Annotated in this window: 9 protein-coding genes; 7 read left to right on the top strand and 2 right to left on the bottom strand. The window is 74.1% G+C overall.

Annotated features, from left to right (window positions below):
* Positions 1-8 precede the first annotated feature (8 nt).
* The 4 genes from ACFV1J_RS15920 (at position 9) to ACFV1J_RS15935 (ending at position 4,848) form a co-directional block, all read left to right on the top strand.
* Entirely contained in the window at positions 9-1,592 is a 1,584-nt protein-coding gene (locus ACFV1J_RS15920; protein WP_385858325.1) for an FGGY family carbohydrate kinase, read from the top strand.
* On the top strand, positions 1,585-3,108 hold the full coding sequence (locus tag ACFV1J_RS15925) for an FGGY-family carbohydrate kinase (RefSeq protein ID WP_385858327.1): 1,524 nt from the start codon (positions 1,585-1,587) through the stop codon (positions 3,106-3,108). Before ACFV1J_RS15920 ends, ACFV1J_RS15925 begins: the two co-directional genes overlap by 8 nt.
* Positions 3,105-3,731, top strand: coding sequence for a histidine phosphatase family protein (locus ACFV1J_RS15930; protein ID WP_385858329.1), 627 nt, complete (start codon positions 3,105-3,107; stop codon positions 3,729-3,731). The genes ACFV1J_RS15925 and ACFV1J_RS15930 overlap by 4 nt, the downstream gene beginning before the upstream one ends.
* A gap of 73 nt (positions 3,732-3,804) precedes the next feature.
* Complete coding sequence (locus tag ACFV1J_RS15935; protein ID WP_385858330.1) at positions 3,805-4,848, top strand: 2-hydroxyacid dehydrogenase; 1,044 nt, start codon at positions 3,805-3,807, stop codon at positions 4,846-4,848.
* A 76-nt stretch (positions 4,849-4,924) separates the two neighbouring features.
* Here ACFV1J_RS15935 and lysX read toward each other — a convergent pair whose 3' ends face one another.
* Positions 4,925-8,242, bottom strand: a complete 3,318-nt coding sequence (lysX, locus tag ACFV1J_RS15940; protein ID WP_385858332.1) for a bifunctional lysylphosphatidylglycerol synthetase/lysine--tRNA ligase LysX — start codon at positions 8,240-8,242, stop codon at positions 4,925-4,927.
* A gap of 680 nt (positions 8,243-8,922) precedes the next feature.
* On the opposite strand from lysX, the gene ACFV1J_RS15945 reads away from it, so the two are divergent.
* Both ACFV1J_RS15945 and ACFV1J_RS15950 read left to right on the top strand, forming a co-directional pair.
* Positions 8,923-9,117, top strand: a complete 195-nt coding sequence (locus ACFV1J_RS15945) for a hypothetical protein (protein ID WP_385858335.1) — start codon at positions 8,923-8,925, stop codon at positions 9,115-9,117.
* On the top strand, positions 9,114-10,295 hold the full coding sequence (locus tag ACFV1J_RS15950; RefSeq protein WP_385858337.1) for a nitrate/nitrite transporter: 1,182 nt from the start codon (positions 9,114-9,116) through the stop codon (positions 10,293-10,295). Before ACFV1J_RS15945 ends, ACFV1J_RS15950 begins: the two co-directional genes overlap by 4 nt.
* 74 nt (positions 10,296-10,369) lie before the next feature.
* Here ACFV1J_RS15950 and ACFV1J_RS15955 read toward each other — a convergent pair whose 3' ends face one another.
* A complete protein-coding gene (locus ACFV1J_RS15955) occupies positions 10,370-11,611 on the bottom strand; it encodes a phosphodiester glycosidase family protein (RefSeq protein WP_385858340.1) in 1,242 nt (413 codons plus the stop codon).
* 108 nt (positions 11,612-11,719) lie between these two features.
* On the opposite strand from ACFV1J_RS15955, the gene ACFV1J_RS15960 reads away from it, so the two are divergent.
* Positions 11,720-12,589, top strand: a complete 870-nt coding sequence (locus ACFV1J_RS15960; RefSeq protein WP_385858342.1) for a phosphatidylinositol-specific phospholipase C/glycerophosphodiester phosphodiesterase family protein — start codon at positions 11,720-11,722, stop codon at positions 12,587-12,589.
* The last annotated feature ends 1 nt before the right edge of the window (position 12,590 follow it).

A 12,590-nucleotide genomic window follows, 5' to 3' on the forward strand; every position in this document is an offset into this window, starting at 1 on the left:
ACGCACTGATGTCCGTACTGACCATCGACGTCGGGACCACGGTGATCAAGTCCGTGGTCTTCGACGACCAGGGCACCGAGATCGCCGTCGCCCGCCGGGCCACCGAGGTCCTGCGCCCGCACCCCGGCTGGGCCGAACAGGACATGGACGCCGTCTGGAGCGCGGTCGTCGACACCGTCCGCATCGTGCTGGACGGCCTGGCCGACCCGGTGTGGCTGGTGTCCTTCACCGCACAGGGCGACGGCGCCTGGCTCGTCGACGACCGCGGCCGCCCCACCGGCTCCGCCATCCTGTGGTCCGACGGCCGGGCCGGCGACCAGCTCACCGCCTGGCAGCGGGACGGCGTCCTGGAGGCCGCCTTCCGCCGCAACGGCTCGCTGACCTGCGCGGGCATGCCCAACGCGATCTTCAGCTGGCTCGCCGCCCACGACCCGGACCGCCTCGCCCGCTCGGCCACCTCGCTCACCGCCGCCGGCTGGCTCTTCCTCCGCTTCACCGGCGTCCGCGCCAGCGACGAGTCCGACGCCTCCGCCCCCTTCCTCGACCACGCCACCGGCACCTACGACCCGCGGATCATCGACCTGTTCGGCCTCGGCGCGTACGAACGGCTGCTGCCCACCGTGCTGGCCGAGGACCGGCGGATCGCCGAGCTCACCACCACGGCCGCCGACGAACTCGGGCTGCCGGCCGGCCTGCCGGTGGTGATGGCGCCGTACGACATCGCCGCCACCGCCCGCGGGGTCGGGGTGGTCAACCCCGGCCAGGCCTGCAGCATCCTCGGCACCACCCTGTGCACCGAGATCGTCACCACCGGCATCGACACCACCGGGGAGCCGTCCGGCATCCACATCGCCTACCGCGGCCGGGAGCGGGTGCTGCGCGCCTTCCCCACCCTCAACGGCGCCGAGGTCCTCGGCTGGGCGGCCCGGCTGCTCCACCTGCCGGGCCCGCCGGAACTGGCCCAGCTCGCCTTCGAGTCGCAGCCGGGGGCGCGCGGGCTGATGTTCCTGCCCTACCTGTCCCCGGCGGGCGAGCGCGCCCCGTTCCTCGACCCGGCCGCCCGTGGCTCGTTCTGGGGCCTGTCCCTGGAACACACTCCCGCCGACCTGGCCCGCGCGGTCTTCGACGGGCTCTCGCTGGTCCTGCGGGACTCGCTCGCCGCCGCCCGCACGGACATCAGCGAACTGCGGCTGTGCGGCGGCGGCGCCAACAGCGACGCCTGGTGCGCCCTGATCGCCGACGCCACCGGGGTGCCCACCGCCCGCTCCGGTGACACCGAACTCGGCGCCAAGGGCGCCTTCCTCACCGGCCTGGTCCGCACCGGCGCCGAGACCAGCATGCACAGCGCCGCCGCCAAGTACGTCCGGATGCAACGGAGTTGGGAACCCGAACCGGAACGCGCGGAGTTCTACGCCGCGCTGTACGAGGACTTCCTGCGCTGGCGCGAGCTGGCCCGCGACGCCGGCTGGCGCGGCACCGCGGCCTGGCACGGCAGCACCACCCGCCCCGCCGAGGCCCCCGGCCGCCCGACCGAGGCCCCCGCCCGTCCCGCCGGCACGACCGGAGCCGCCCCCGGAGGCACCCTTGTCTGACCCGCACCACCCCGCCCCGGCCACCGCCCCCCACCCCGACGGCGTGTGGCTCGGCCTCGACCTCGGTACCCAGAGCGCCCGCTGCGCCGCGGTCGACGGCACCGGACGGGTCCTCGCCACCGCCGCCCGCCCGCTGACCAGCCGGCGCGACGGCAACCGGCACGAACAGGACCCCGAGGAATGGTGGCAGGCGCTCGCCGCGGCCTGCCGGGAGGCACTCACCCGCCTCGACCCGCGCCGGATCCGCGGCCTGGCGATCGACGGCACCTCAGGCACCCTCCTGCTCGCCGACGCCCACGGCCGGCCGCTCACCCCGGCCCTGATGTACGACGACGGCCGCGCCGCCGCGCAGGCCACCGCCGTCAACACCGCCGGCGCCGCGGTCTGGCAGGAACTCGGCTACCGCAGCATGCAGCCCTCCTGGGCGCTGCCCAAACTCGTCGCCCTGCTGGAGCACGGCCCCGCCCTGCCGCCCGGCGCCCGGCTGCTGCACCAGGTCGACCTGATCACCTGGCGGCTGGCCGGCCACCAGGTCGCCAGCGACGCCAGCCACGCCCTCAAGACCGGCTACCATCTCGTCGAGGAACGCTGGCCGGACCAAGTGATGCAGCAACTCGGCGTCCCCACCGGGCTGTTGCCGCAGGTCGTGCGCCCCGGCACGGTGCTCGGCACGGTCTGCGCCCGGGCCGCCGCGGCCACCGGCATCCCCGAAGGCACCCCGCTCGTCGCCGGGATGACCGACGGCTGCGCCGCACAGATCGGCGCCGGGGCGCTGGCCCCGGGCGCCTGGAACTCCGTCCTGGGCACCACCCTCGTCCTCAAGGGCACCAGCCCGCACCTCGTCCGTGACCCGGCCGGCGTCGTCTACTGCCACCGCGGCCCGGACGACACCTGGCTGCCGGGCGGCGCCTCCAGCAGCGGCGCCGGCGTCCTCACCCGGCACTTCCCCGGCGAGGACCTCGACGCCCTCACCGCACAGGCCGCCGCCCTGGACCCGGACACCGCGGACGCGGTCGCCTACCCCCTGGTCTCCACCGGCGGTGAACGCTTCCCCTTCCGCGCACCGGACGCCCGGCCCTTCGTCCTCGGCGAACCCGCCACCCGCGCCGAGGAGTTCCACGCCCACCTGCTCGGCGTGGCCTGCCTCGAACGGCTCTGCTTCGACTACCTCGACCACCTCGGCGCACCGGTCGACGGGCCGCTCACCCTCACCGGCGGCGGCGCCCGCAACGCCTACTGGTGCCAACTGCGCGCCGACGTCCTCGGCCGCCCCGTACGGCTGCCGCAGCAGGCCGAGGGCGCCGTCGGGATGGCCGTCCTCGCCGCCACCGCCGACGGCATCCGCCTGGCGGACGCGGCCGCCGCGATGGTCCGGATCGACCGCGAGCTCCGCCCGGACCCCGCCCGCACCGCCCGCCACCTCCCCGTCTACCTCCGCTTCGTCGACGCACTCACCCGCCGTGGCTGGCTCGGCCAGACCGTGGCCGACCACGCCCGCAGGAGGGCCGCACCGTGACCCACTTCATCCTCGTACGCCACGGTGAAACCGTCTGGCACGCGGAGAACCGCTACGCCGGCCGCACCGACGTGCCGCTCACCGACCTCGGCCGCGAACAGGCCGCCACCCTCGCCACCTGGGCCGCCGCCGCCCACCTGACCGGCATCTGGAGCTCCCCGCTCTCCCGCGCCCGGCTGACCGCCGCCCCCGCCGCCGCGGCCTGCGGGCTCACCCCGCACCTCGACGAACGGCTCTCCGAGCTCGACTTCGGCCAGGGCGAGGGCCTGACCCGCGACGAGATGCGCACCCGCTTCCCCGACCGGGTCGCCGCCTTCCTCGCCGACCCGGTCGCCCACCACCTGCCCGACGGCGAACACCCGCGGCAGGCCGCCGAACGCGCCGCCGACTGTCTGGCCGACCTCGCCCGGACCCACCCCGACGGCCGCATCCTGGTCGTCGCCCACTCCACGCTGCTGCGGATCCTCCTGTGCCACCTGCTGGGCATCCCGCTCGCCGACTACCGCCGGGTCTTCCCCCGGCTCCACAACGGCGCCCTCACCGAGATCCGCCACGGCCACGGCCGCACCGCGCTGCTGAGCCTCAACGCCCCGGCGCTCGCCCAGGCCCCCGCCCTCCACTGACCACCCGCCGTACGCACATTCGCCCGGCACGCATCCCGCCCGGCACGCACCCCGCCCCAGGAGAAGAAGACCCATGAGCACCACCGTCCTCGCCGCCGGCAACCACTTCATCCGCCCGGGCCTGTTCGCCGAGGCCGTGCGCGCGGCCGCCGGGGACACCCCGCTGGACATCCGCGAACTCCGCTACGACTGGCCGCACACCCCCTTCGGCCCGGTCGGCGAGGTCATCGAGGCCTCCGGCACCGAGGACGAGATGATCGAGGCGCTGCGCGGCGTCGAGATCTGCGTCACCGAGCACGGCCCGCTCACCGAGCGGATCCTCGCCCACTGCCCCGACCTCAAGCTGTTCTGCACCAGCCGCGGCGGCCCGGTCAACGTCAACCTCGCGGCCGCCACCCGGCACCGCGTCCCGGTCTGCCACGCCCCCGGCCGCAACGCCACCGCCACCGCCGAGCACACCCTCACCCTGCTGCTGGCCGCCGCCCGCGGCGTCGGCGACACCCACACCGATCTGCGCCGGGGCGTGTGGCGCGGCGACTACTACGACTACGACCGGTGCGGCATCGAGATCGACGGCGCCACCGTCGGCCTGGTCGGCTACGGCGCCATCGGCAGCCGGGTCGCCAAGGTCCTCGCCGCGATGGGCGCCCACGTGCTGGTCCACGACCCGTACGTCCGCCCCGAGGCGCTGGCCGGCATCGCCGAACAGGTCACCCTCGACGAACTGCTCGACCGCTCCCGCATCGTCTCCCTGCACGCCCGGGTCACCGACGAGACCCGCGGGATGATCGGCCGTCAGCAGATCGCCGCGATGCGCCGCGGCGCGATCCTGGTCAACTGCGCCCGCGGCGCGCTCCTCGACTACGACGCGGTGTGTGACGCCCTGGACGCCGGGCAGCTGGCCGGCGCCGCGTTCGACGTCTTCCCCGAGGAGCCGCTGCCGGCCGGCTCCCGGCTGCTGACCGCCCCCGGTGTGGTGCTCACCCCGCACATCGCGGGCGGCAGCCAGGAGGTCGCGCACAAGGCGGCCCGGATCGTCGCCGAGGAGGTCGGCCGCCACCTGCGCGGCGAACCACTACTGCACTGCGCCAACCCCGAGGTTTTCCAGGCGAGTTGAGCCCGCCCCGCGGTGTGCGAGAAGGCCACCACCCCGAGGGTGGTGGCCTTCTTGCGCTTCCCGCGCCGGATCCGGCTCAGCGCCGCCGGACCAGCGGGAACGGCAGCGTCTCACGGATCGACAGCCCGGTCAGGAACATCACCAGCCGGTCCACGCCGATGCCCAGACCACCGGTCGGCGGCATCGCGTACTCCAGGGCCTGGAGGAAGTCCTCGTCCAGCTCCATCGCCTCCGGGTCACCGCCGGCCGCCAGCAGCGACTGCGCGGTCAGCCGCCGCCGCTGCTCGACCGGGTCGGTCAACTCCGAGTAGGCGGTGCCCAGTTCGGTGCCGAACGCGACCAGGTCCCAGCGCTCGGCGAGCCGCGGGTCCTTGCGGTGCTGCCGGGTCAGCGGCGAGACGTCGGTGGGGAAGTCCTTGTAGAACGTGGGGAGCTGGGTCTTCTCCTCCACCAGGCGCTCGTACATCTCCAGCACGATGTCCCCGCGGCCCATCTCCGGCTTCACCGGCACCGCCGCGGCAGCGCACAGCCGGCGCAGCCGGTCCGCCTCGGTGTCCGCGTCGACCTCCTCGCCGAGCGCCTCGGAGATCGCGCCGTAGACGGTCTTGACCGGCCAGATCCCCGAGATGTCGTGCTCGACGAGCTTGCCGTCGGCGTCCGCCTTGCGGGCGGTGGCGCTGCCGAACGCGGCGATCGCGGCGCCCTGGATCAGCTCCCGGGTCAGGTCGAGCATCACGTCGTAGTCGGCGAACGCCTGGTACGCCTCCAGCATCGTGAACTCGGGGTTGTGCTTGTAGGAGATGCCCTCGTTGCGGAACGTCCGCCCCATCTCGAAGACCTTCTCCATACCGCCCACGCACAGCCGCTTGAGGTACAGCTCCGGTGCGATGCGCAGGTACAGGTCGAGGTCGTAGGCGTTGATGTGGGTGTGGAACGGGCGGGCGTTGGCGCCGCCGTGGATCTGCTGGAGCATCGGGGTCTCGACCTCCAGGTAGCCGCGGTCGATCAGCCCCTGGCGCAGCGCCTGCACGGCCGTGCTCCGGGCCCGTACGGTCTCCCGGGCGTCCGGCGAGACGACCAGGTCCACATAGCGCTGGCGGACCTTGGCCTCCGGGTCGGACAGTCCGCGCCGCTTGTCCGGCAGCGGCCGCAGGCACTTGGCGGTCAGCCGCCACTGCGTGACGAACACGGTCAGCTCACCGCGGTCGCTGGCGCCGATCTCGCCCTCGGCCTCGATGTGGTCGCCGAGGTCGATGTCCGACCCGAAGCGGTCCAGCAGTTCCTTGCCGGTGCCGTCCCGGGTCAGCGCGATCTGCAGATCGCCGGACCAGTCGCGCAGCTCGGCGAAGAGCACACCGCCGTGGTCACGGGTGCGCAGCACCCGGCCGGCGATCCGGACCGACTTGCCGGTCCGGGTCCCGGCCGCCGGGTCCGGGTGCTCGGTACGGACCTCGCCCAGGGTGTGCGTGCGCGTGACGCCCACCGGGTACGGGTCGGTGCCGTCCGCGCGCAGCCGCTCCAGCTTGCGGTGGCGCACCCGCACCTGCTCGGGCAGCGCGGCCAGCTCCCGCTCGTGCAGCTCCTCCTCGGTGGCCGGCGGCGCCTGGACCAGACCGAGCTCGTCCAGCGACGGCAGGCCGGCGGTGCTCGCCGGGGCCAGCATCCGCTTCTTGTGGCCCTTGCCCCACAGCTTGCCCAGGCTCGGTACGGCCACGAAGCCCTCGGCGATACCGGAGGCCAGACCGATCCGGGCCAGCGCACCGGTGTCCGCGTAGCACAGGAACCGCGGGTACCACTCGGGGTTGTACTTGGCGTTGGAGCGGTAGAGCGCCTCCAGCTGCCACCACTTGGAGAAGAACAGCAGCAGCCGGCGCCAGAACTTCAGCACCGGGCCGGCGCCGATCCGCGCGCCCTCCTCGAAGGCGGAACGGAACACCGCGAAGTTCAGCGAGATCCGGCGCACCCCGAACGACCCGGCCTGGGCGCACAGCCGGGCCACCATGAATTCCATGACGCCGTTGGGCGCGGTGCGGTCGCGGCGCATCACGTCCAGCGAGATGCCGTCCGGGCCCCAGGGGACGAAGGACAGCAGCGCGATCATGTTGCCGTCGCCGTCGAACGCCTCGGCCAGCAGGCAGTCCCCGTCCTCCGGGTCGCCGAGCCGGTCCAGCGCCATCGAGAAGCCGCGCTCGGTCTCGGTGTCCCGCCAGGCGTCCGCCCGGTGGATGACCTCCTGCATCTCCTCGTCGGTCAGTGCGGAGTGCCGGCGCACCCGGAAGGTCGCGCCGGTCCGCTCGACGCGGTTGACGGCCTGGCGGGTCACCCGCATCTCCCGGCCGTCCAGGTCGAAGTCCTTCACGTGCAGGATCGCCTCGTCGCCGAGCTGCAGCGCGCCCAGCCCGCTGCGGGCGAACGCCTTGGCGCCGCTCTCGCTCGCGCCCATCACGGCCGGCTGCCAGCCGTACCGTCCGGCGACCTCCAGCCAGGCCTCGATCGCCTGCGTCCACGCCTCCCGGTCGCCGACCGGGTCACCGCTGGCCAGGCAGACGCCGGCCTCCACCCGGTAGGTGACGGCGGCCTTGCCGCTGGGGGAGAAGACGACGGCCTTGTCGCGGCGGGTGGCGAAGTAGCCGAGCGAGTCCTGGCTGCCGTAACGGTCCAGCAGCGCCCGGATCCGGGCCTCCTCGTCACCGTGCAGCGCGGCCTCCATGCGTTGCGAACGGAACAGCGCGGCCGCGGCGTTGAGCAGGGCCAGCGCGCCCAGCAGCCCCAGCACGGTGCTGGTCCAGTGCGGCGGATGGCCCTCGACCAGCCGGCCGCCGACCAGCCCGCCGCAGACCCGGTTCGCCGCCCACAGCAGGCGGTTGCCGCCGCCGGCCTCCAGCGTGCCGGGCGCCAGCGTCACCAGCCCCCAGCCGAGCAGCACCGCCACCGCGAGCCCGCCGATCAGCACCCCGATGGCGCGCAGGAACGCACCGCGCCGGGTGATGGCGTAGAACTCGCGGTGCGAGACGAGCAGCAGCACCAGTGCGCCGGCGCACAGCACCAGCGAGATGGCGAACTCCCAGTAACCCGCGGCCAGGAACAGCGCGTCGGCGAGGGTGACCAGCACCATGTAGGCGACGACGAACCACAGTGCGACGCGTTTGCGCGCGGTCATCGCCGCGCCCAGGAGGAAGAGGAACGCCGCGTAGGCGAAGTTCGGCGCCACCGGGATCGTGAGCGTGTCCAGCCAGTAGATCACCGGATGGAGTCCGCGCCGGAGGGGCCCGATCAGCGCGGTCAGGGCGCAGAAGAGCCCCAGCACGCTGAAGATGATGGCGAAGCCGTTCGGGACGCGGCGCCGGAAGCGCCGCCACCCCGTGAGTTGATCCTGGTCCTGCACGGTGCTCATTCCGTCACACTAGGCTCTGAAAGGGGTCAGCTGCTCGACGCGAGGGCGCGGATTCCCGCCCACCGGGAAGGGGCTCGGCATACCGGTCTCCGATCCCGATGGTCGTATCGTCTTTCCCTCGTACGGAGGATGCGGTGACTGTAGCGGGTTCACCCACCCGGACCCTGCCACAATCCCGCGCCGGAGCCGAGTCGGTGCATGTCCGTCCGGTCGGGAAGTCCGGGGCATCGTCCTCCGCGCCGTAACGGCCGCCGCCGGGGTCCGCCCCGTTCGGCTCGGCCACCGGTCCGTCGGGCCGGGCCGCCGTCGCCGCGGTCGGTGACTCCTGGGCCCTGCGCCGCGGCGTCCCCGGCCCCGGTGGGCGTGCCCGCGCCGGCGACCCCGGCCGGGGCGAGGGCGGCGCGCCACGGCCTGCGGCGGCGGGAGGGGCGAAGGGGCATGGGGGTCCGTCTGGGGTCAGGGAGGGTGGTGATGTCGGCCGCTAAGACGGCCGGGGCCGCGACTCCGTTGCGGGGAGTGAAGTGATCCACGTCACGATCGCCGGGCGTCCTTCCCGGCCGGTGACCCGTAGTGAACACCCGAATGGAGCATCGGGCCTCGAACCGGACATACCCCGAAATACGCCAAACTGGCCACCCATTGCCGCCCGTTCGGGCGGCGGTTGAGGAGGTGTGCGTCCCATGGCTATTTCCATCTCGGTCGTGCTGCTGCTGCTGGTCCTGACCGTGATCTTCCTGCGCAGCGGAAAGCTCAAGTTCTCGCACGCCCTCGTGTGCGCCCTGCTCGGCTTCTACCTCGCCAGCAGCAGCCTGGCCCCCGACATCCACCAGGGGCTGGCCGGCGCCGCCGACGTGGTGAGCAGCGTGCGCCCGTGACCCTGGCGGCCTACCGGAACCTCGCGGTCGCCACCCTCGGTTTCACTGCCACCTTCTGGGCGTGGAACCTCATCTCCCCGCTCGGCAACGCCTTCAAGAGCAGCCTCGACCTGACCGACCTCCAGGTGTCGGCCCTGGTGGCGGTGCCGGTGCTGGTCGGCTCCCTGGGGCAGGTCCCGGTCGGTGCGCTCACCGACCGCTATGGCGCCCGGGTGATGTTCCCGCTGGTCTCGACGCTGACCATCGTGCCGGTGCTGCTGCTGATCCCCGCCAAGCACTCCTACGCCGCGCTGCTCGGCACCGGCTTCCTGCTCGGCCTGGGCGGCACCGCCTTCGCCATCGGCATCCCCCTCGTCAACGCCTGGTTCCCGCCCCGCAAGCGCGGCCTCGCCCTGGGGATCTTCGGCATGGGCATGGGCGGCATCGCCCTCTCCGGCTATCTGACCCCCCGCATCCACGACTACGACGAGAACCTGCCCTACCTCGTCGTCGCCGCGGCGCTCGCCCTCTTCGCCGTCGTCGGCGCCCTGATGATCAGCGACCATCCGGCCCGGCCGCTGCCCGAGGCCTCGCTCGCCACCCGGCTGGGCCGGGCCGGCCGGCTGCGCGTCACCTGGGAGCTGGCCGCGCTGTACGCGATCGGCTTCGGCGGCATCGTCGCGTTCAGCGTCTACCTCCCGACGTACCTGGGGACCTGGTACCACCTCGACGCCGCCGACGCGGGCACCAAGGCGGCCGGCTTCGCGCTGGTCACGGTGGCCTTCCGGCCGGTCGGCGGCTGGTGCTCGGACCGGGTGCACCCGGCCGTCGTCACCGCCTGGGCGCTCGGCACGGTCGCCGTGCTCGCCGTCGTCCAGGCCTTCGACCCGCCGCTCGCCCCGCTCGGCACCGTCGACTTCCTCGTCATGGCGGCCGGCCTCGGCGCGGCCAGCGGCTCGGTCCTGGCGCTGGTCTCCCGGGTGACGCCGCAGGCCAGGGTCGGCAGCGTCACCGGCATCGTCGGCGCCACCGGCGGTCTCGGCGGCTTCCTCCCGCCGCTGGTCATGGGCGCCGTCCACAGCGCCAAGGGCAGCTACTCGATCGGCTTCATGCTGCTCTCCGACCTGGCGCTGGCCGGCTGTGTGTACGCCGTCGGCCGGATGCGCACCGCGGGGCCGGCACCCGCCCGGAGGACATGACCGCCCGGGAGGCGTGACCGGTGGCGGACCCGGCGCGGGGCGCGGCGCCCGCGTCCGCCCGCCCCGCCCGCCGCTCAGCCGAAGGAGAAGATTCCCACGCCGTTCGCCACCGGGCGCTCCGCCCCGCCCGACGGATGGTTGCGCACCACCACCCCGTCGCCGGTGCCATCGTCGGTGACCAGCGTCGAGGACCCGCCGCCGTCCAGGTTCATCGCCTCTTCCGACCCCAACTCGGCCATCAGCACCGCGAGTTCACTGACCGTCAGGCCCGTCTGACCGCGCGCGCCGTCCAGCGCCATCAGCTGCAGCACCCGCCCGCCGGGCGCGATCCCCGCGGCGGTCCGCACCGCCACCGCGACGGTGTCCAGCCCGGCCACCGGCCGCGCGTCCCGGACGATGGGGAAGCCGCCGACCGCGAACCGCAACGGCACCGGCCCCTCGCCGGACAGCCGGTAGCCCACCCGCACCGGCTCGCCCAGGTGCAGCTTGCGCAACTGCCGCGCGCCCTCCTCCCGGCCCACCAGCACCACGCTCCCCGCAGCCACCCCACCGGCGCCCGGCTCGTCCTCGACCGCCGTCACCCGGCCGTACCGGACCGTGACCTCCGCGGTGTCCGTGCTGCACGGCGCCGCCCGCTCGGTGTCCGTCCCGCAGACCGCCCGCTCCCGGGACGCGGGGCCCCACTGCGCGGTGTACGCGCCGATGCCGTCCACCGGCAGCGCGTACTGGTTGAGCCCGCGCAGCGGCAGCGTGCCCTCGGGGGTCAGCACCACACCGTGCAGGGCGAGCCGGTCCAGCCGCGCCCGGCGGTCGTAGCCCACGCCGAGGACGTCCTCGGTGGTGGCGCCGGGCGGCAGTACGGGCCCGAAGCGCTGCCCGTCGGGCACCGCCGCCTTCAGCTGCCGGCCGGAGACCACGGCCGGGCCGTCCGGGGCGCCGGTGGCCTCCACGCCCGGATGCTGGGTCTCGGTGATGTGGAAGAAGTCGCCGTTGACGGCCGCCACCGCACCCCGCGCCGCGGCCAGCCGGGACACCGGCGCCCGGGCACCGACCACCCCCGGGTACAGCAGGTCCACCGACACCCGCGGATCGCCCAGATCCACCGTCAGCAGATGCCCGTGCACCACCCCGCGCGGCAGCGTCATCCGGAATTCGCCGTACGCCACACCGGGCGCCACCGCCAGGGCATCGGAGCGGCGCAGGGTGGTGACCGCGGCGGTGGCCGGGGCCCCGCCCGCCATCCCGCCGCCGGCCAGCACGCCCCACACCACCAGCACCGTCAGTACCGCGCGAACCCGACCGAATCGCTGCTTCACGATTGCCCCTGACGTCACGTCAACTGCACCGGGTACCGGAGACGTTCACCGCGCCACGTGCACGCGGCACGCCCCACTATGGACCGCTCACTATGACCTGGAGATGTCATGAATCCGTACACCCGCAGAACGGCCGTCGTGTCGCTGGGCGCCGCCCTGCTGACGGGTCTGACCGGACCCGCCGCCGCCCGTGACACCACCTCCCGCGGTCCCGCCGTACGCCCCGCCGCCACGGTGCCGCTGCCGCGCGCCCACGCCCACAACGACTACGCGCATCCGCGGCCGCTCCTCGACGCCCTGGACCACGGTTTCGGCAGCGTGGAGGCGGACATCTGGCTGGTCGACGGCCGGCTGCTGGTCGGGCACGAGGAGGGCGACCTCGATCCGGCCCGCACCCTCCGGTCGCTCTACCTCGACCCGCTGCGCCGACGGATCCGCGCCCAGGGCGGCACGGTCTACCGCGGCTCCGCCCTCTCGCTCCAGCTGCTGATCGACATCAAGACCGCGGGCGATCCCACCTACCGGGCGTTGGCCCGGGTGCTGTACCGCTATCGCGATCTGCTGAGCGTGTGCCGGGACGGCCGGGTGCGGCGCGGCCCGGTCACCGCGGTGATCTCCGGGGACCGTGCCGCGCGGGCGCCCATGGAAGCCGAACGGGTGCGCCACGCCTTCTACGACGGGCGGCCCGAGGACCTCGGCACCACCGTCCCGGCGTCCTTCGCCCCGCTGGTGTCCGCGTCCTGGACGGACACCTTCGGCTGGCAGGGCGTGGGGCCGATGCCCGCTCATGAGCGCGAACTGCTGCGGCGGTTGGTGGCCGCGGCGCACGCCGAGCGGCGCCGGCTGCGCTTCTGGGCCACGCCGGACGCCCCCGGGCCGGCGCGCGAGGCGGTCTGGGCGGCGCTGCTGCGGGCCGGTGTGGACCATCTCAACTCGGACGACCTGGCCGGTCTGGAGCGCTTCCTGCGGACCGCGTAGC

The sequence above is a fragment of the Streptomyces sp. NPDC059649 genome (genome assembly GCF_042734445.1).
GTDB lineage: Bacteria > Actinomycetota > Actinomycetes > Streptomycetales > Streptomycetaceae > Streptomyces.